Below are 18,538 nucleotides of genomic sequence, written 5' to 3' on the forward strand. Positions count from 1 at the left end.
GGTTCTGCGCAACCCACTGCCGGGGCTTCATCAGAACGGTAGCCCGGATAAGGCGCAAGCCGCTATCCGGGGATTTCCCTGCTCGCGCTGCGCTTAGCAGGGCTACGGTTCTGCGCAACCCACTGCCGGGGCTTCATCAGAACGGTAGCCCGGATAAGGCGCAAGCCGCTATCCGGGGATTTCCCTGCTCGCGCTGCGCTTAGCAGGGCTACGGTTCTGCGCAACCCACTGCCGGGGCTTCATCAGAACGGTAGCCCGGATAAGGCGTAAGCCGCTATCCGGGGATTTCCCTGCTCGCGCTGCGCTTAGCAGGGCTACGGTTCTGCGCAACCCACTGCCGGGGCTTCATCAGAACGGTAGCCCGGATAAGGCGTAAGCCGCTATCCGGGGATTTCCCTGCTCGCGCTACGCTTAGCAGGGTTACGGTTTTGCAGAACCCACCGCCGGGCCGCGGTAATCGCCGCCGAGGGCCTTAATCAGCGTGATATCGGTGCTAAGGCGCTGGGCCTGAATATCCAGCAATAACAGCTGCTGGGCGATGGCCGGTCGCCGCGCTTCTTGTGCGGCATAGCGGCTTAACAGGCCGCGCTGGTGATGGGCGCTGGCGCTGCGGGTGGTAGCCATCGCTGCCGTCACCTTCAACTCCTGCAGCGCCACCTGCTGGTTGAGATCGTTAAGCTGACTGGAGCTTATCGCCACGTCCCGTACCGCATCCAGCACCGCCTGGTTGTACTGCTTAATCAGGATATTGCTCGCCGTACGTACCGACTTGAGATTGGCGTTCAGGCGGCCGCCATCGAATATCGGCAAATACAGCCCCGGCAGCAGGTTAATCTGCTGGAAGGACGACTTAAACAGATCGCCAACGCTCAGCGCGTTATATCCCCAGAAGGCTTTAATATCAAAATGCGGATAAAAGGCCGCTTTCGCCGCATCTACCTGGCTCATAGAAGCGGTCACATAACCACGCAGGGCCTGCAGATCCGGGCGACGCGCCAGCAATTCGAAGGAGAGTGAATCCGGCAGCGTTTCCTGCAACGCCGGCAGGGCGACCGGGTGGATCTCCGGCATACTCTGCGCGTCGGCGCCAATCAGCGCCCGCAACGTTTCACGGTACTGGGTTAGCGTGCCGCGGGCGGTAATCACCTGCTGCTGCGCGCCCAGCAGTTCCGCCTGCGCATTGGCGATATCGACGCTATCCTCCACGCCGCGCTGGGTGCGGTGTTCATGCGCCTGTACCGACAGACGCGCTATTTCTTCTAGCTGCTGCAGCAGAACGATCTTCTGGAAGGTGGCCTGCATGGCGAAGTACAGCTGCGCCACGCTGCTGGCGAGGTCCAGTTCGATACCGGCGGTTTCCGCCTGGCGAGCGTTCTTTTCGCCAATAGCCGCCGCGACGCGGGCCCGGTCGGCGCCCCATAAATCGATATTCAGCGTCGCGCCGACGCCCACGGTATTGAGCGTGTACCACGGGCCGTTTTTATCCACCGGCAGAGAATAGGAGTAGGGCCAGCTAAAGGATTTATCGGTTATACGCATCCGGTTCTGCGCCGCCACGGCGGTCGCCTGCACGCCCATTGCCGACTGCGCCAGCTCGACGGTGGATTGTGACTGTGAGATGCGTAGCCGCGCCGCCTGCATGGTCGGCGAATTTTGCAGCGCGCGGTTTACCAGCATGTTGAGCTGGGGATCGTGATACCCTTCCCACCAGCGGGCCGCCGGCCAGCCGCTATTCGCCAGGTGGATCACCTGCGCCAGCTGCGCCTGTTGCGGATTAACGATCGGCACTTCGCCAGGATCGTCCTGAATCAGCGCGCATCCTGTCAACAGGCTGATGACGAAGGCCAGCGGTGAGTAGCGCAGAAAACGTGCTGCGGCATCCATTTTTATCATGACGGTTCTGCCTGTCGCGTAAATTCAGAAGGTTTGTCTGACCAGTCCGGCAGGGTGGCCAGTAAAGCCGCCAGCGGTTCGCCGAACGGATTAGCCGGATCGACAACCAGCGGCGCGACGGGTGCCGTCGGCTGCTGACGTTCAATATCATCGGCATACGCCTGTAACTGTTCGGCGCAGCGGCTTAAGAAGGAGTCTCCCGGCGCGGCATACAGCCGGTAGCCCTCGCTAAGACGTACTATCTCCTGCGCCTGCTGCCAGGTGGCTTTGCTCGGCCAGGATTTCGCCTGCGGCCACGGATGCGCGAAAGTGCCCAGCGGCTCGGCGGCGACCCGATGCATCAGCGTTTCGCTGGTGGTCAGCGCCTGGAACAGCGGCACCATCTGCGGCTTATCATCTTTCGCGCGCAGGAAGTCGGCTATCTGGCGATAGAGTTGCGCCAGCCGCGATTTCAGCTGTGGTGCTTCGCTATCCGGCCACAGGTAAAGATGGACGATCGATGAGACCAGTACGCCGAGCAAAATGCCGATGACCCGGTCGCGCAGTTCGGTCAGGTTGGTCAGTGGGCCAAACCAGCTGAGGAAGGCCAGCGAGAAGGTAAAGCCGATTTGGATCCCGGCGTAGGCAATACGCTCTGACCCGGCGGCAATCCACGCCGAGAGCGCCATTACCGGCAGAACCATCGCCAGCAGGCCGACGATGGACTCGGTCCATGGCTGTACAAAGACGATCAACAGCAACGCCAGCAGCGTGGCGAGCAGCGCGCCGCCGATACGCAACCAGGTTTTTTGCATCGTCGCCCCCAGCCCTGGCTGGGCGACAATCACGCAGCTCAGCATAATGGTGTGGATCCCTTGCCAGTCCGCGGCGGTATAGAAGACGTAGCACAGCAGCGTCGCCAGCAGGGTTTTCAGGGCGAAATGCAGATAAGCGGGATTGCGCCAGGCATCCGGCAGCAGCAGCGGCGACGTCTCGGCTTCACCCTGCGGCAGGTCGATGGTTTCACCGCGCGCCAGCTTCGCCAGCACATCCGCCATCTCTTGTAAAATCAGCGTATTGGCGCCGCGATCATCAATGGCCGGCGCGGAGAATGAAAACGGCGTACCCTCGTTCATCGACGGCGCCAGCGCCTGTAGCGCGGCGGCGATCTGCTGGCGCGCCGCGGCGTGATCGTCGCCCGGTTGCAGCAGCGCCGCGAGGTGATAGCAGCGCAGGGTGGTCGCCATCAGCGCCTGCCAGCGCGACGGATCGGCGGCAATTTCCGGCGCCGCAAAACGGGCCTGCTTAAACAATCCTTGCAACTGATTAAAACGCCCGGCGATCTCTTTGAAGGTCGGCGGCGCGGCGTTCTGCGACAGCACGTCGGCGACCTGCCGCTGCATCACCACCAGTTGGGCGCGGAATTGGTAGCCGGGGAAGGCCTGGCGAAAGCAGGCGTTAACCAGGAGCGTGACCAGCGTTGCGGTATTGATCGCCACCCAAAGCCACAGCAGCAGGCGCACCAGAACTTCACTTTGGCTGGTCATCGACGGGAAGGTCTGGGCATAAATCACCGCTAGCGCCACCACGAAAAACGCCAGCCCGAGTTTGCCCAGCACGCGCATCAGATACATCGCGCCAAAGAACAGGCATACCGAAGCGACCAGGCGAATCAGCGGGAAATCATAGGTCCACTTGATGATCAGCAGCACCAGCCCCAGCGCCACGCTGATGGTGACAAAAAACAGGACGCTGCCCAGCTTAATCATCAGAATGTTCGGCTGGCTGACGTAAAACACCACGATCAGCGCCACGGCGAGAAACGGGATCTGCAGGGTCATAAACAGGGTGATCAGCACTGCGCAGCTCAGCGTCAGGCGCAGGGTATAGTTGGCCCGCCCCGGCGCGTCGGCGAGCTCCCGTTGCAGAAACAACCAGAAATTATGCATGCCGGACCCTTATTTCGCCTGCAGCACGGCGCTGGCGGAGGCGCCCATGCGGAACAGTTCCGGGTCGGGATCTTTCACCGCGATTTTAACCGGGAAGCGCTGCGACACATGTACCCAGTTGATGCTCTTCTGAATCACCGGCAACCCGCCAATGACGCTACCGCCCTCCGGCAGTACGCCTGAACCAACGGAATCGACGACGCCGTCAAAGGGGCGGCTGTGGTTGGTCATCACCGTCACGGTTGCCGGCACGCCAGGCCGAACGTTTTGCAGATCGGTTTCGCGGAAGTTCGCAATCACATACCAGTGGTCGTTATCCAGCAGCGTAAAGACCGGTTTCAGGGCGGAAGCATATTGTCCGACGGTGGTTTTCAGGGCGATAACTACGCCGTTAAACGGCGCGCGAACTTCGGTGAACTCCAGGTGCAGTTCCGCCAGGGCGATTTGCGCGACGATCCCGGCGCGCTGCGCGACCATCGCATCGACGCCGGTGACCGCGGCATCAGCCTGTTTGGCCTGCAGCAGCGTGGCTTCCAGTTCTGCGCGGGCGGCTTTTTCCGCGGTGCGCGCCTGATCGAGATCTTCCTGCGCGGCGAATCCCTGCGGCACCAGCGGTTCCAGGCGGATACGGGTCGAGGTGGTCTGTTTCACCAGCGCCTTCGCACGCTCTACCGCGGCGCTCACCGATTGGGCGTTATACTGCTGGGCTTTGATGGTGCGCTGGGTCAGCATAATCTGCGCATCAAGCGCCGCCAGCCGTGATTTAGCATCGTCCAGCATCGCCTGATAGGGGCGCGGATCGATGCGGAACAGCAGATCGCCTTTCTTCACCCGCTGGTTATCGCGGATCGGCATTTCAACGATTCGCCCGCTGACTTCCGGCACCACGTCGATGGTGTCGGCGTAGACGTAGGCGTCGTTGGTTTCCGGCGAAGTCTGTAACTGCCAGATAACCACGATCAGCGCCACAATGGCGGCGAGGACGAGAGCCAACAAGGGCCATTTTTTCCGTAAAACGCTTGGGCTGGATTGAGTCATAGGTATTTAATGTGCGAAAAGAAGAAACCACAGAATAGTGGCAAATAGAAACATTAACGCCAGGTAACTTAATACCAGCGGGGAAAAGCGCGCCTGCCAGCCTTTACGGGCAATCAGGATATGACAAGGGATCAGCAGTAATGCGCCGCCTAAAAAGCAGAAGAACCAGCCGGGGAATGCTGCGCCTAATACCGGTATGGCGGGGGATAAAGAGCAACCGGAGACCGCCAAAAGAAGTAATAACAATGCCGGGCGCGCCCGTTTTACAATTTGCTTCAAAGGAAGATACCTGAATGTTCATGCCATTGAACAATTGAGCTTATTCGTTTTTGATCAAATAAACCCTCATACACCGCCTAAATTATAGCGCTGATGGTTTGCTTAGCCGAGTTATGGTTATCCTCTGATAATAGTTTAATTTCGCGTAGGTATTAAAAAGTCGCTTTATCATTAGCGAAATAATTGAAATAGGGCGTTTCTCATTTCTCCATAGTCAGCGGCTATGCCGCGAGCTATTCTTAGGTAAGTACAATAAAAATACTGAGGCAATGTCATGGATAAAGAACTACTGGAAGCGGGCTACCGGGCCTATACCGGCGAGAAGATAGATGTCTATTTCAATACCGATATCTGTCAGCACTCGGGTAACTGCGTGCGCGGCAGCGCGAAGCTGTTCAATCTGAAACGTAAACCGTGGATCATCCCCGATCAGGTGGATGTGGCCACGGTGGTCAAAGTGATCGATACCTGTCCCAGCGGCGCATTGAAGTATCGCCACAAATAAGCGAGGAAATGATGGATATTCTGGAAGGCCATAACAAGTTCTACGTTAATGACGCCGAGGGAAACCAGGTGGCGGAAATTGTCTTTGTTCCAACCGGTGAACATCTGAGCATTATTGAGCATACCGATGTCGATCCCAGCCTGAAAGGCCAGGGCGTGGGTAAACAGCTGGTCGCGAAAGTGGTCGAAAAAATGCGCCAGGAACAGCGCAAAATCATTCCGCTGTGCCCGTTTGCCAAACACGAATTCGATAACACCCGCGAGTACGACGACATTCGCGCCTGAAATACGGCGCCAGCTGTGGCTGGCGCCGTGCTGCGATTATCCGGCCAACCGGCAGGTGGCATGATCCGGTAAAAATCGCGAAATGATCTCTCCCAGATGCTCGCGAGTGACCGGTGGTGAGAACAGATACCCCTGGAAACGATCGACTCCCAGCGCTTTTAGCTGATTAAATTTCTCCAGACTATCTACCCCCTCGGCGATGCAGCGGTTCTGCGTTAACTGGCAGTAGTAGACCAGGCTTTTAATCAACACCAGCGCGTGCGGGTCGCGCTGAAAATCATTGACGATGCTCATATCCAGCTTGTAGCCGCTAAAACGCGCCGTGCGTACCGGGAACATCACGCTGCTGTGCGAGAAGCAGTCGTCGAGAAAGATGCGAAAGCCCTGCTGCTGAATATTACTCATATTCTCCACCGCTTTTCCTTGCTGCTGTAAATCGACGGTTTCAGCAAATTCCAGCACCAGTCGGTTGGCCCACTGCGGGTTCTGTAGCTGTTGCCAGGCGGTTTCCATCATACGGGCAAGATTATCGTGATAGGCGATGCAGGGAGGGATATTGACCGAAAAATAGAACTCGCCCTGATAGCGATTGATATTCTGCACCGCTTCCTGCAGGACAAAGGCGGTCAGTAATAGCCAGGCGTATTCGGAGTGAATATGCGGGAGAAATTCGCCCGGCGGCAGTACCACGCCATCTTTGCGCCAGCGGGATAAGATCTCGATGCCCTGCAGGCGTAAGCGCTCGTCGACAATCGGCTGAAAGACCGGAAAGATCTGCCGGCTGTGAATAGCATGGATAAACTCACGTTCGAAGGGGGTCAGCGCGGTCATGCCCTGACCTGTTACGCGTTTGCTTCGGCTGCCCGGAAATCGGCTCGCCAGATGCGGATGATACTCCACCATCTTGTTTAGTCCTGAGGTTCTTTGGTTGTAGAGCGTTTTCTGACTGACGCCGCGGATCTGCGCCTGGCTGGTGATGCTGTGGCCATACAGCAGGGCGAGGGTGGCGTTAAGTTCGATTTTGCTTAAGCCCGACGGCGGCTTGCCGCGCGCCAGCGCCTCAATGGCGGAAAGCTGTTGCAGGCCGGGGTAGCCGACCAGGCCGCCTTTCAACAATGCCGCCAGACGGCGGCACGGTAGATCGGAAGAGACCGCCTGCACGGCGGCCAGCAGGCGGCGGTCGCCAACCTGGTGCAGTAAGGTTTGCCACAGCCACGGCGCCGGACTGCGGCTTAAGATCACCATGGGCAAAGGTCGTTTGGCCTGGGTGAGTAACCAGGCGGCTTCGCGCAGGACGAACAGTAGCCACCAGGGATCGTCGGGCAGAAAAACCACGATTTGCCGGATGTCGGCTGGCGCAGATATCGACAACATGCTCTGCACTCGCGGCTGTAGCCATACCGGCTGGCGGCAACCGTCGTCGACCATGCGGGCTAATCCCGCCGCCGCCATGGCGCAGGGCGACAGGATGTAGTCTGTCGTCGCCTGCGGGATATCGGCTTTACTGGTAGACAAACGTCACCCCAATAATCGACTGGACGTTACCCGCCGTTACCTGACCGCTGGTGCGCGCGTAGGTGGCGGTCAGCCCGAGATTCACCGGCGAAGTGCCAACTGTACCCAGTGAGACATTGCTGTTGGCTGGAACGACGGTACCGTTGCGCGTCATCTGGACGCCAATACCCTGTGCCGGCGAAGCGGAAGCGGTATTGGTGAAAATGGAGTTGGCGCTATCGGCGGTGGTGCCGGAAAGGTAATAGCCAAGATTCTGGTTCTGCGCGCAGTGAACGGTGACCGGCACCGCCATCGAGCCCGGATAATCGGGTAGGGTCACGGTTACATCGCGGGCGGAGACATCGCAACCGCCGGTCGGCACAACGACGTCGTTATTGGCGTAAATATTCCACACGAACTGGAAGGAGTCGCCGTTGTAGTTGTTGGTTTGATGCAGGATCAACACGGCAATCAGCGATCCGGCGGTAATCGCCACCCCGCCCGCAGTGCTGACCGGAGTCAGATAGAGTACGGTCGGCCAGGGTTTATCGGTAGTCGAATCGTAGATCACCCGCGAAGTTTCCGTGGTGGTCGGGAACGGATAAGAGGTACCGTTATATTTTACGGTACCGGAAAAGCTCGACAGCACGCCGCCGTAGGCGGATCCGCGCTGTAGCGTCACATAGTCGGTAATGGTTTGCGGATAGTCGTTATGGCAGAAAATTTGCGTCGACAGGTCGACCACCAGGTTTTGCCCTACGTTAACGGCCGGGGTCAGATTGACGTATACGTTGGCCGAGCCGCCGCCGATGGGGATAGTTGCGCCGGTGGCGGTTTTACAGGCGAAGGACCAGGCGTTAATCGACCAGCCCATCAGCAGCAGGGCGGTAAACAGAGCGATGATTTTTTTCATGAACAAACTCTCCTGACTCAGGCGTAGGTATAGGTGACGCTAATCACCGCCTGAATGGTTCCCTGGGTGGCGCCGCCGTTAACCGACAGGGCCCGAACCTGCAGCGGAAAACGCGCCGACTGCGAGCTTTCGTCGACCTGCACCGACTTTTGCGCCCCGTTATTGAGCGTGGTGCCGCTGTCGTCCTGTAGTTCGAGCTGGATATTTCCTGCGGTACCCTGATTCTTGTAATAGCCGGTGCTGTCCGCGGTGCCGCTAAAGGTGGCGACGACGCGTGACGTGCCGACCGGGCAGTTGCTTAAATCCAGCGCGGTGCTGTGCCAGGCCGAAGCGGAACCCGCCGATACCAGGCTGAAGGTATAAAGATCGCCGAGGTCGACGCTGGCGTTAGTGGTGGAGACCGTACACGGCTTGGCCACCACTTTGCCGTTCACCGTGATGGTGATGTCGGCGGCCTGCAACGGGATAATGTTTAACGCCAGCGCGCCTGCCAGAAGCCATCCTGCGTAGTGTGCTTTCATCTCAGCCTCCGGTTACTGGAATTCAAGAGTAAAGGTGGCGGTGGCATAGACGTGACCGGCGGTCACCGGTACGCGGGTTGCCATCAGCCGGGCGTAAAAACCGAGGGTGTTGGTCTGCCCCGGCGTTAAGGTGGTCCAGGCGAGCGACGAAGCGGGCGCGTTGACCGGCAGCATCGTCTGCTGGCCGTTGAGGATCTGCACCGCCATGCCCGCCGCCGCGGAGGCGCCGCCGTCGATTTTTAACAGGTCGTTATTGTCGCTATCCGGGGTGCCGTTAAAGCCGACTTTGACCGCCGTCACCGAGCTGCCGCAGGGCGACAGCACGATGCGAAACGGCACCAGCGGCGTGGTCGCGCCGACGGCGTTAAACTGCTTCGCGGCGTTATCCATCAGATCGACGGTAAACTCTTTCGATTCGGTGGCGACCGCGCAGGCGTTGTCGCGCACGTAGCCGCTGATGGTGATGGTGCTGTCCGCCGCAAAGGCGTTGGCGCAGACGAGCGTCAGGATGGCGCCAAACAGGTTAAGTGGTTTTTTCATCATCATGCGTTCCTTAACGGCACTCTGCCGATAGCTGGCTCAGCGCCTGCCGCTGACTCTCTTCCGGCAGGCGGTAGCTGGCCATACAGCTGGCGTCCGCGCCTTCGCCCCATTTCACCTGTACGCTGCCGGCGAGCGGCATCCCGCTCAGGTAGACCTGGCCGTTATCGGCCACGATACTGCCGCTCTGATTGCTGCCCGAGGTGACCATCGCGCCAAACGGCACCGGTTTGCCGTTATGGGTCAACGTCATTAGTAACTTGACCCCGACGTGGGCTTTGAAGTCCGCCCGCACGATAGCGCCGTGGGTAGGGACAACGCTGACCACCGCGTCATCGAGATCGACGTTATCGGCAAGGGTATTGGTATCCAGCGCCACCCGGTTTTCGCGATATTCGGTGGCGTAAGGCAGCACCGCATAGCCGCGCCAGTCGGTACGCACCCCGGTCTGGTTTTCCACTTTGACATCACCGGCGCCGGGCGCTTTCACCAGCACCACCGTGTCATTCAGCGGCTGGCTCAGGGTCACGCCGTTGGCGTGGGCCAGCACACCGCCGCTGACTCCGTAGTAGAGCTGTTTGAAACCGTCGCTGCGGCTGTAGCCGACGTTGGCGTTGCCGTAGCCGCCGCGATAGTTCAGCGCCGCATAGCCGGTGCCGCTGCTATCGCCTTCGCCGCCGCTGGCGTAGCCGGTCTGCACGCTATAGCTCAGGTTATTGTCTTCCAGCAGGGTGCCGTAAAGTCCCGCCAGATTGGTTATCCGACCATCAAGATCGTGCGACATGCTGTAGCTGGCGCTGGCGTGCCGCCATACCGATTTGCTGTCGGAACGCAGCCAGTGGCTGAACGGAATATTGACGTTGACCGCCAGCATCTGGTCGCGGCCCTGCTGCCAGGCGTTTTTGGTCAGGCTGTAGCTCAGCGTCCAGTTGATGTCGTCCACCGCCGCGTTGAGCCCGGCCTGCAGTTGCTGGTCCGCTTTGCCGGTTGACCAGTAGGTCTGATGGCTGCCGCTCAGATAGAGCGTGGCGGTACGCCCCAACTGCTGGGTGACGCTTAGCTGCACTTTGCCGCGCTTGTTGTAGGCGAGGTTGTAGTAATCGGTGAATTTCGGCTTCACCTGGATTACGCCATCCTGGGTCTCTACGTCGTAACCGCTCATCCGGCGGTAGGTAGTATCGGCAAAGCTGTAATAACCTTTAGTAGAGTAGCGATAGCCCACCAGCTGGATATTGGTGCCGACATCGCTCAGCGACTTGTTATAGAGGAAGCGAATTGACTGCCCCTGATGATCGCTGTCGTCGGGTAGGGTGGCATTGGCCTGGGTGACATCCAGCGACACGGCGCCGAAATCGCCCATATTTTTCCCCACGCCGAGATTAAAGGCGCGGTAGCGGTCGGCGAGCTGCGTACCGCCATACAGCGTCCAGCCCGCAGGCAGACCGTGTAACACGGTACTCTGAAAGAACTTCGGCTCTTCTTGCTGATCGTTGCCGCTGCGATATTCGCCAGCGGTCAGCGCGTACCGGGTGTGCCCTTCGCGCTGCAGTACCGGCACCGTTGACCACGGCACGCTGAAGACCTGGCTGGTGCCGTCGTTTTCTTTAATCGTCACCTGCAGATCGCCGCCGTTGCCTGCGGCATAGAGATCGTTAATGGTGAACGGGCCCGGCGGGACCGTGCTCTGGTAAATCTCATAGCCGTTTTGTTTGATCGACACCTGCGCGGTGCCGCGGGCGATGCCGTGGATCACCGGCGCAAAGCCCTTCTGGCTATCCGGCAGCATGTTGTCATCGCTCGCCAGCTGGGCGCCGCGGAAGTTTATGCCGTCGAAAATATCGCCGTTGGTGTAGCTATCGCCGAGGGTCAGGCGCGAGCGTAGCGGTGTGATGTCGCGCTCAAGCCAGGTGTTGACGTGTTGCCATTTGTTCTCATTGCTGGAACTGCTGCCGCCGCTGCTGTAGCTCCAGGTGGTGTTATCACGCAGCCGCCAGGCACCGAGATTGAGGCCGCTTTGCAGGTTTAAATAAGCGTAGTTGCTGCTGCCGCCGGTATCGTTATGGACGTTGTTACCGGTGAAGTTGTAGTTCAGCAGCCCAGCGTTGATGCCGTCATCCCACATTTCTGGCGGAATATAGCCGCGCGCGCGGTTGCCCATAAAAGCCTGCGGCACGGTGAGGTACAGGCGCTGCTGGCCGACATCGAAGCGCGTCGTGGCATCAGTGATAAGTTCGGTCAGCGGCACGCAGGCGTCGGCGGCGAGGGCGCTCATCCCGTTCACCGCCGCGGTATTGACCCCCATGCCCGCCAGTTGGCCGCGGGTCAGGCACGGGCTTAGACCATGGCCTTTTTCGCCGCGGTTAAAAGTGACATCGCGAGTGGTCATAAAGCCGTCGTTAAGGTAAATATCGACGCGGTAGGTGCCGGGCGGCACCTCTTGCCCGTTTTCGAAACCGGAAAGATCGGCCACCGCCGCAGGGTCGTCAGCTAAAAAACGCGGGTTAAAATAGAGTTCAGCCTGCGCGTAGCCCGCCTGCAGGACAAAACAGAGCGCCACGGGGAGTTTCGCCATGGCCAAAATAGCGCGTGGGCGGAGCCTCGCGCTGCGGGAACCAAAACGGTCCTGTCCATATTTGAGATGTGACATAGTCCCTCCGGTCTCAATTCGCCCGGCTGTCAGTTCTTATTGTTATGCGCGGTTTGGCCCGCCCGGCGGGCCAAACCTGTATTAACGCAGCACGCCAGTCATTTTTGGGGTCAGCGCGCCGTAATCATTAATCGTGCGATAAGTAATGTTGCTACCGGCATCCGGCGGCAGCTTGACGGAGGTTTTACCCATTGGCGGCACCAGCGCGTTTTCCAGCACCCGGGTGCCGGCGTTAAGTTCGGTGACGGTCAGGTAATAAGGGGTAGGGTTAGTCAACGTTAACGACGAACCGCTGCGGCTAAAGCTCAGTTTTTCCGCCGCCTGATCCGGCGGTAGCGCCAGCTTCGCCGGGCGGTAATAGAGCTTGATGCGGCTGATAATCGCCAGCTGCAGGGTGTTGTCGGTCAGTTTGGATTTATCCATCGACGGGATGGCTTTCACGTTAATCCAGAACAGGCTTTCGCGATCCTGCGGCAGTTGTTTATTGGTGGCGTCAATGATGCGCAGGGTATTCTCTTTTTTGCCCTGCATGGCGAACAGCGGCGGCGTAATCACGAAGCGGCCATCTTTGCCGCCGTCGGCGTTTTCCACCCACGACTGAATCAGATAGGTGCTGCTGTCATCATTATTGGTCACCCCTAACTGCACCTGTTTTTGCCCGGCCGGATAGATAACCCGCGTGGCGCCTAGCGCAACGCCGGCCTGAGCCCAGGCGGAATAACCGCTTGCGGCTATCATCAATAATCCCGCCAGTAGTCCGCGCGTCATCCCCAGTCTCTTTTTCACGTTTACCCCTTTTGTACTCACCGTTGTTTCCTGTTTCCGGCATATTTGCTGGTTAATTACTGATAGGTCAGAGAGAACCAAACTTGCGCGTTTGCCGCTCCCCCGGTGACCTGATTGCCGGTCGCCCGATATTTGGCTACAAAATGCAGCGTGGTGGGGCCGGTATACAGCCGCCGCCAGGCGCCCGGCGGGCTATTCAGCGGAATCAATTGATCTTCGTTATCAAATAACGCGATGCCGACGCCGGTGGCGATACCCGGTCCTTCGCCAACCGAGAGCACATCCGGATTTTTGCCATCGGCCACGCCGCGAAAAGACACGCCGACATGCTGGCTGACTGCGGTGCTGCAATCCTGAAGGTGAATATCGAATGGCACCGGGTTGGCATCTTCCCCGGCTGAATGAAAGCGATTACTGCTGATCTGCCCCATATTGACGGTCATCTGCTGGTCGCCGGCTTCAACACGGCAGGACTCAGCGATGATGACGCCTTGAAAACGCATGTTTCCCCCAGCCACCGTGACGTTCCAGTGGTTGCCGGCCAGCACCAGCGGCGGAAACAGAAACATCAGCAGACCTGTCTTCACTCCTTGCATCGTTATCACCCCAATCCCGTAGTGGATAACGGGCCATCCTGGCCCGGAATGCTTCCCTGTCTGATGTTTGAATTACTCGTATTGCACTTTGAAGGTGGCGTCTGCGTTAGCAGTACCGGCAGTAGCCGCGCCAGTGGCGTAGTAACGCGCCTGGAAAGGAATGATGTTGGTGCCGTCGTTCAGCGTGGTGGCCGCGCTGAAGGTAGCGCCATCCAGGCCCAGCGGAGTGCCGGTTTTGTCGAGGATCTGTACGCCGACGTTGGTCGCGCCGCCAGCAGCGGAGCTCTGCAGAGCCAGAACGCTGGTGTTGGTGCTGTCAACCGCGGTACCAGAGAAAGCGACAGAGGCTTTGGTGGCGACAGAGGTATCACAGTCGTCTAACTGAATGTTGAAACCTACAGCGGAGCTGGTGCTGCCCGCGGTAGCCAGTTTTGCCGAACGAACCTGGCCTAACTGAACGGTCTGGTCGATAGAACCGGCATCGACTGCACAGGCTGCGTTGACGATTTCTCCTTTAAAATGCACTGTTCCGCCATTTACCGTGGTGGTATCGGCCAGGGCCGCCGCGGAGCTCAGGGACAGAGCTGACAGGACAACGATTGCCAGTGTTTTGATTTTCATGCTGTTTTCCTTTAAACAAAATCGATATTACGAACCAAAAATGGCAGTCGTCTTGCCTTCCAGGCATTCCATAAATCAGCCGAATGGTGCGACTGCCGGTTCTGCACAGTTTTTGCCCCTACTGATGAGTCAATTGGGGCCATTTTGACTCATCAGGATTTATGGCTTTTATTTTGTTAAGGTTGGTTGTATTTTGGATTTATATACTTCTAATGGTTTGTTTTATGGATTTAAAAGCTATGACTTTGCCGTGAATGGAAAAACGGCGTACTTGACTTCGATAGCGAAAAGCGGGCGAATGCGAGATAGTCTGACGAGGATAAGTAAAGAAAGGTCGTTGGAGAATTCAATGTAAATCAATTAGATATAATTTTTTTTGATGAAATATGCACTTGTCAGTTGCAAAAGATTACAAAACATTTTTATGATATAGACAGTTTGGCCCCAATTGACTTGTTCGATATTAAAAATTTTCCTTTTTATCAATCGGTTATCCTATTTCTTCCGCGCTTGTAAATTTTCCTCTAACAGATTGTTTCTTTCCCAAATCCCGGCAAAACGCGCTGCATTACTGGCGGTATAACGGACAGTATGACGAATATTACGATGTCCGAGATAATCTTGTATCAAACGGGTATCAGCTCCTCTTTCCGCCAGTTCATAGCCGCAGGCATGACGCAGCATATGCGGATGCGTATGCGTCACGGTTCCCGCTTCTTCCCCGGCGGCGCGGATAATGCGATAGGCCTGTTGTCGTGAAAGCGGGGTGCCGCGGCGCGAGATAAATAGAGCGTCGCTTTTGCCTGCTGCCTTCCAGCCGGCCCGTTGCTGTGTCCAGCGTTCTATCGCTTCGCGTTCATCAAAACGCAGCGGATGTACGGTAGAGAAACCGTTCTTTAAGCGGCGAACATTGATGCGTCCTTCGTTAAGGTCGAGATCGCGATAGTGCAGATCGAGTAATTCGCTGATACGCATCCCGTGGCGAAACGCCAGCAGGATCAGACAGTAATCCCGTTCGCCGGTTGGGCCGTGCTGGGCCGCCTGCATCATTGCCTGAACTTCTTTGGCGGTGAGAAAACGACGTCGGTTCACAATTTTGAGCTCCTGAATTTAAGTTTACTCGCAAGGAACAGCCTGAGAAAAAATCTCAGGATGCATAAAAAATAATCTGAATGGAAAGCCCGTATTATTTGAGAGGGATAAAGACCAACAGGTATCACATTACATTTACACATGTATATCCGTCATACTTCAAGCTGCAGGTGTGTTGGCTGCGCGCGTTCACCCCAGTCACATAGTTATCTATGCTCCTGGGGATTCACGCTCTTGCCGCCTTCCTGCAACTTGAATTATTTAGGATATATAAATTATCGCTACGCGATAATTCTTATTTTTATCTATTTTATTCTTTACCACAATAGAGCTGTGCCAGGTCGCGGGCAGGTGCATAAAATAGCAAGGAAAAAAGTTAATGCCAGCTATTTATTGAACGGAAAACATGTGCTGAAAGGATTAATTTAACAATAAATAACGAACTAATATCCTGATGAATTACAGGTGCATAGGAACGTTTTTTTTCATGTTCTAAATAAGAACTTTTAAGAACAATAAACATATTTAACGTATGGTTAATTTTTATTAATGTTTCGCAAGAAAAAATCTATATATGAGGAAAGCTGCAATTTATCGCAGCCTAAACAGAGCAAATTTGCAACAGTCTTGCCGGGGATGGCGGGCAGGGGCTGGCAGTAAGAGGGGAACCGACAACGAAACGCCATCCGTGGCGTAAGGCTACCTTACTGGAAAAGCGAGATTCTTTGCTTCTCGCGGGAATTATCCCAGATACCATAAAAGCGCCCGGCGTTACTGGCCGTGTACCAGACGGTATGGCGAATGTTGCGGTGGCCGAGATAATCCTGGATAAGTCGCGTATCAATGCCCATATTAGCCAGCGCAAAGCCGCAGGAGTGGCGTAACATGTGCGGGTGAATTTCCAGCGGTAATCCTGCCTGATCGCCGGAGGCGGAAATGATCTGGTAAAACTGTTGGCGCGACAGAGGATTACCCTTACGCGATAAAAATAACCACTCGCTGGTGGATTGTGGATATTCATCACGAATATCCAGCCAGCGCTTTAGCGCCTGGATCTCTTTATTCAGCAATGGATGAGTGGTTGAGAAACCTTTTTTTAATCGATGGATGTAAATACATTTTGAACGCAAGTCAATATCTGAAATTCGCAGGCGACAAATTTCGCTGGCACGAAAGCCATGAATAAAACAAAGTAATGTCAGGCAATAATTACGAGCTGCATGAGGTCCGCTATTGGCAGCATTGAGTAATGACTCGATTTCATTCTGAGTCAGGAAGTTCCTTTTTTTAATGTCACTATTATTCTTCATTATGTTCCCTTTCTTTTGCAGGCGTACATTACTATCCCATAGGCTCTGGCTGGCCTATTACAGGATCCGAAGATAGGTTGCGCATTTTATGAATAAGCATGATGCGGATCGCTTTTACTATCCCTCAGGTAACAAGGACTTTATCGCGGCAAAGCTGCGCGAAATCCTGTGGATATAATGAAGTGGCTTCATCGCCCGCAAGCTGTACGCAGGCGAATTCCTGATGCGAAGCGCTCAGGCATTTGATGTACATCGGTTTTCCTGGAGGTTTACACGTCCTGTTCATCCTTTCTCCTCTTGAGTATGCGCGCTTACAGCAAGGTCATAGACTACCGGTTGATAAACTGAGTCCTGGCTGGATAACGCTGCAAACCGTTATCCATGAGGATAATTGCCTCAATAAACAGGTTGGCGTTGCGTAAATGTTTTGCCATACAAAATAGCGTAAGACACCTGATAGCATTCACCGCAACACTACAACAGCGATTAAACCATACTGCAAAAATCGTAGAGAGAATAGCGTTAATAAATGTGCAGACGTTTCAAAGAGAGATTTTACTTATTATCGAGCAGTCGGAATTTTCCGCTCGCGTAATCAGTTAATGAGAGACTTAATCGGAGTTTTTAGGAAGCTTTAAGAAGTTATTGCGAAGCGCAATTTCTGCTGTAACCGCTTATGATTTATAGGAAATTTATCTCTGTTTGTATCAGAAAATAACTGCCCGGGCTTGTCAGGCTCAACAACGTAATAGTGACCAGAGAGCCCGGATTATATTTGTTGATGAAGCCGTATGGCGCTAATCAACTTCCCCAGTAAGCGCCACGGCTTACGAATTATCTTAACTGCTGGTAAAACAGGATAATCGCAATGGCAATCATGATAAGCCCTGAAACCATGCTCACTCCTTTCGCCGACTGTGGGCGGGCCGCCAGTACCGCCCGCGACCCATAGCCGACCAACAGATAAATTAGCGTACAGGTCATCAGGTGCATCGCACCCAGCGCCGACATCTGCAGCGCCAGCGGCCAACTGCCGTGCGGATCGGTAAACTGCGGCAGCAGGGCGAGGAACAACAGAAAGACTTTTGGATTAAGGCCGCTAATGCATAGTCCCTTCACCGCCCACGCATTCCAGCTGCCAGCCGATTGTTGCGCCGCGCCCGGCGCCGCCGGATGGCGTAATATCATGACCCCGAGCCACAATAAATAGGCCGCGCCCGCCAGGGTGATCGCCGATAGCGCCAGTGGATGACCGGCGATTAACACCCCGACGCCGGCGACGACGATAATCGTTGCCAGCAGATGTCCTGACATCAGCCCCATCACCGCCGGAACGACGCGACGGCCGTTGATACCGGCGCTGATGGCATAGGCCCAGTCAGCACCGGGGGTAATAATCAACAGGAACGAGACTATCCAGAAGCTGGCGATCAGGCTTATTTCCATCAGCAACGCTCCACAACGATATTAGACATCACACACTCGCAAAATTAGGTTATCGTGTGAGAAAGAATATCGACATAGAAGCGAAATGAGCTTTCAATGTTATGTCATAATCCGGCGATAAAAGAGAAAATCTTCCAAATGGATAGCATAGATCGAAAAATTCTTGCTGAGCTGCAGGCCGATGGTCGTCTGTCGATAACTGAACTGGCGGAGCGGGTGAATTTGAGCCTCTCTCCCTGCCACCGGCGACTACGAGCGCTGGAGCAAGAGGGGGTGATCACCGGCTATCGCGCCAATCTCGACCCGGGAAAAATGGGGTTCAATTTTCTGGCTATCGTTTTCGCCACGTTAAAAGAGGGCGATAAAAAAGCGGTCAGCGCTTTTGAGGAGGCGGTGGCGGAGATCCCGCAGGTTGTGCTGGCGCAACGATTGTTTGGCGATCCGGACTATCTGATGCACGTCGTCACCCGGGATCTTCCTGCGTTTCAGAAACTCTATGATGACAAACTGTCGGCGATGCCCGGCGTGCAGCATTTACGCTCGACGCTGGTGATGAAAACCGTGGTGCAGGATCGCCCTTTCCCCCTGGAGACGTTAAACGCTTCCCGCTAATGCCCTGCTGCCAGGGCATTGTAGAATGGCGAA

19 protein-coding genes are annotated in these 18,538 nt (G+C 56.0%); 3 read left to right on the top strand and 16 right to left on the bottom strand.

The window, feature by feature from the left end; genetic code table 11:
- Positions 1 to 420 precede the first annotated feature (420 nt).
- Genes ABLV08_RS23720 through ABLV08_RS23735 form a run of 4 tightly spaced genes read right to left on the bottom strand, consistent with a single transcriptional unit; the run spans position 421 to position 5,138 of the window.
- Entirely contained in the window at positions 421 to 1,893 is a 1,473-nt protein-coding gene (locus ABLV08_RS23720; RefSeq protein WP_032715765.1) for an MdtP family multidrug efflux transporter outer membrane subunit, read from the bottom strand.
- Positions 1,890 to 3,821 (bottom strand): FUSC family protein, encoded by a 1,932-nt coding sequence (locus tag ABLV08_RS23725; RefSeq protein ID WP_348856317.1) that lies wholly within the window; start codon positions 3,819 to 3,821, stop codon positions 1,890 to 1,892. Before ABLV08_RS23725 ends, ABLV08_RS23720 begins: the two co-directional genes overlap by 4 nt.
- Before the next feature lie 9 nt (positions 3,822 to 3,830).
- Positions 3,831 to 4,859, bottom strand: coding sequence for a multidrug transporter subunit MdtN (mdtN, locus tag ABLV08_RS23730; RefSeq protein WP_032709079.1), 1,029 nt, complete (start codon positions 4,857 to 4,859; stop codon positions 3,831 to 3,833).
- A 6-nt stretch (positions 4,860 to 4,865) separates the two neighbouring features.
- On the bottom strand, positions 4,866 to 5,138 hold the full coding sequence (locus tag ABLV08_RS23735) for a YtcA family lipoprotein (RefSeq protein ID WP_015369860.1): 273 nt from the start codon (positions 5,136 to 5,138) through the stop codon (positions 4,866 to 4,868).
- A 274-nt stretch (positions 5,139 to 5,412) separates the two neighbouring features.
- Here ABLV08_RS23735 and yjdI point away from each other — a divergent pair, with 274 nt between their 5' ends.
- Both yjdI and ABLV08_RS23745 read left to right on the top strand, forming a co-directional pair.
- Positions 5,413 to 5,643, top strand: coding sequence for a 4Fe-4S mono-cluster protein YjdI (gene yjdI / locus ABLV08_RS23740; RefSeq protein ID WP_015369861.1), 231 nt, complete (start codon positions 5,413 to 5,415; stop codon positions 5,641 to 5,643).
- 11 nt (positions 5,644 to 5,654) lie between these two features.
- Positions 5,655 to 5,927 (top strand): GNAT family N-acetyltransferase, encoded by a 273-nt coding sequence (locus ABLV08_RS23745; protein WP_042897693.1) that lies wholly within the window; start codon positions 5,655 to 5,657, stop codon positions 5,925 to 5,927.
- Between the two features lie 36 nt (positions 5,928 to 5,963).
- On the opposite strand, the gene ABLV08_RS23750 is transcribed toward ABLV08_RS23745, so the two are convergent.
- The 12 genes from ABLV08_RS23750 to ABLV08_RS23805 all read right to left on the bottom strand — a co-directional run bounded on the left by ABLV08_RS23750 (position 5,964) and on the right by ABLV08_RS23805 (position 17,893).
- On the bottom strand, positions 5,964 to 7,442 hold the full coding sequence (locus tag ABLV08_RS23750; RefSeq protein ID WP_164513138.1) for an EAL domain-containing protein: 1,479 nt from the start codon (positions 7,440 to 7,442) through the stop codon (positions 5,964 to 5,966).
- On the bottom strand, positions 7,429 to 8,334 hold the full coding sequence (locus tag ABLV08_RS23755) for a fimbrial protein (RefSeq protein ID WP_045359466.1): 906 nt from the start codon (positions 8,332 to 8,334) through the stop codon (positions 7,429 to 7,431). Before ABLV08_RS23755 ends, ABLV08_RS23750 begins: the two co-directional genes overlap by 14 nt.
- 17 nt (positions 8,335 to 8,351) lie before the next feature.
- Entirely contained in the window at positions 8,352 to 8,855 is a 504-nt protein-coding gene (locus tag ABLV08_RS23760; protein ID WP_032709077.1) for a fimbrial protein, read from the bottom strand.
- 12 nt (positions 8,856 to 8,867) lie between these two features.
- Positions 8,868 to 9,395 (bottom strand): fimbrial protein, encoded by a 528-nt coding sequence (locus ABLV08_RS23765; protein ID WP_325914441.1) that lies wholly within the window; start codon positions 9,393 to 9,395, stop codon positions 8,868 to 8,870.
- A 13-nt stretch (positions 9,396 to 9,408) separates the two neighbouring features.
- A complete protein-coding gene (locus tag ABLV08_RS23770; RefSeq protein WP_325914423.1) occupies positions 9,409 to 12,042 on the bottom strand; it encodes a fimbrial biogenesis usher protein in 2,634 nt (877 codons plus the stop codon).
- 81 nt (positions 12,043 to 12,123) lie between these two features.
- Positions 12,124 to 12,810, bottom strand: a complete 687-nt coding sequence (locus ABLV08_RS23775; protein ID WP_047056773.1) for a fimbria/pilus periplasmic chaperone — start codon at positions 12,808 to 12,810, stop codon at positions 12,124 to 12,126.
- A 74-nt stretch (positions 12,811 to 12,884) separates the two neighbouring features.
- A complete protein-coding gene (locus tag ABLV08_RS23780) occupies positions 12,885 to 13,424 on the bottom strand; it encodes a fimbrial protein (RefSeq protein WP_046883054.1) in 540 nt (179 codons plus the stop codon).
- A gap of 72 nt (positions 13,425 to 13,496) precedes the next feature.
- On the bottom strand, positions 13,497 to 14,045 hold the full coding sequence (gene fimA / locus ABLV08_RS23785) for a type 1 fimbrial major subunit FimA (RefSeq protein ID WP_015369870.1): 549 nt from the start codon (positions 14,043 to 14,045) through the stop codon (positions 13,497 to 13,499).
- 495 nt (positions 14,046 to 14,540) lie between these two features.
- Positions 14,541 to 15,137, bottom strand: coding sequence for a type 1 fimbria switch DNA invertase FimE (gene fimE / locus ABLV08_RS23790; protein WP_015703357.1), 597 nt, complete (start codon positions 15,135 to 15,137; stop codon positions 14,541 to 14,543).
- 704 nt (positions 15,138 to 15,841) lie between these two features.
- Positions 15,842 to 16,447, bottom strand: coding sequence for a tyrosine-type DNA invertase (locus ABLV08_RS23795; protein WP_015369873.1), 606 nt, complete (start codon positions 16,445 to 16,447; stop codon positions 15,842 to 15,844).
- 124 nt (positions 16,448 to 16,571) lie between these two features.
- Complete coding sequence (locus ABLV08_RS23800; protein WP_015369874.1) at positions 16,572 to 16,700, bottom strand: hypothetical protein; 129 nt, start codon at positions 16,698 to 16,700, stop codon at positions 16,572 to 16,574.
- A 581-nt stretch (positions 16,701 to 17,281) separates the two neighbouring features.
- Positions 17,282 to 17,893, bottom strand: a complete 612-nt coding sequence (locus tag ABLV08_RS23805; protein ID WP_348856318.1) for a LysE family translocator — start codon at positions 17,891 to 17,893, stop codon at positions 17,282 to 17,284.
- 138 nt (positions 17,894 to 18,031) lie between these two features.
- On the opposite strand from ABLV08_RS23805, the gene ABLV08_RS23810 reads away from it, so the two are divergent.
- Entirely contained in the window at positions 18,032 to 18,505 is a 474-nt protein-coding gene (locus tag ABLV08_RS23810) for an Lrp/AsnC family transcriptional regulator (RefSeq protein ID WP_032706451.1), read from the top strand.
- Positions 18,506 to 18,538: the final 33 nt, after the last annotated feature.

This window comes from Klebsiella sp. CN_Kp088, from assembly GCF_040064335.1.
GTDB lineage: Bacteria > Pseudomonadota > Gammaproteobacteria > Enterobacterales > Enterobacteriaceae > Klebsiella > Klebsiella aerogenes.

Coding starts and splice junctions, on each gene's coding strand:
- ABLV08_RS23720 (WP_032715765.1), bottom strand. CDS start 1,893: ATGATAAAAATGGATGCCGCAGCACGTTTTCTGCGCTACTCACCGCTG.
- ABLV08_RS23725 (WP_348856317.1), bottom strand. CDS start 3,821: ATGCATAATTTCTGGTTGTTTCTGCAACGGGAGCTCGCCGACGCGCCG.
- mdtN (WP_032709079.1), bottom strand. CDS start 4,859: ATGACTCAATCCAGCCCAAGCGTTTTACGGAAAAAATGGCCCTTGTTG.
- yjdI (WP_015369861.1), top strand. CDS start 5,413: ATGGATAAAGAACTACTGGAAGCGGGCTACCGGGCCTATACCGGCGAG.
- ABLV08_RS23745 (WP_042897693.1), top strand. CDS start 5,655: ATGGATATTCTGGAAGGCCATAACAAGTTCTACGTTAATGACGCCGAG.
- ABLV08_RS23755 (WP_045359466.1), bottom strand. CDS start 8,334: ATGAAAAAAATCATCGCTCTGTTTACCGCCCTGCTGCTGATGGGCTGG.
- ABLV08_RS23760 (WP_032709077.1), bottom strand. CDS start 8,855: ATGAAAGCACACTACGCAGGATGGCTTCTGGCAGGCGCGCTGGCGTTA.
- ABLV08_RS23765 (WP_325914441.1), bottom strand. CDS start 9,395: ATGAAAAAACCACTTAACCTGTTTGGCGCCATCCTGACGCTCGTCTGC.
- ABLV08_RS23770 (WP_325914423.1), bottom strand. CDS start 12,042: ATGTCACATCTCAAATATGGACAGGACCGTTTTGGTTCCCGCAGCGCG.
- ABLV08_RS23775 (WP_047056773.1), bottom strand. CDS start 12,810: ATGACGCGCGGACTACTGGCGGGATTATTGATGATAGCCGCAAGCGGT.
- ABLV08_RS23780 (WP_046883054.1), bottom strand. CDS start 13,424: ATGCAAGGAGTGAAGACAGGTCTGCTGATGTTTCTGTTTCCGCCGCTG.
- fimA (WP_015369870.1), bottom strand. CDS start 14,045: ATGAAAATCAAAACACTGGCAATCGTTGTCCTGTCAGCTCTGTCCCTG.
- ABLV08_RS23795 (WP_015369873.1), bottom strand. CDS start 16,447: ATGAAGAATAATAGTGACATTAAAAAAAGGAACTTCCTGACTCAGAAT.
- ABLV08_RS23800 (WP_015369874.1), bottom strand. CDS start 16,700: ATGTACATCAAATGCCTGAGCGCTTCGCATCAGGAATTCGCCTGCGTA.
- ABLV08_RS23805 (WP_348856318.1), bottom strand. CDS start 17,893: ATGGAAATAAGCCTGATCGCCAGCTTCTGGATAGTCTCGTTCCTGTTG.
- ABLV08_RS23810 (WP_032706451.1), top strand. CDS start 18,032: ATGGATAGCATAGATCGAAAAATTCTTGCTGAGCTGCAGGCCGATGGT.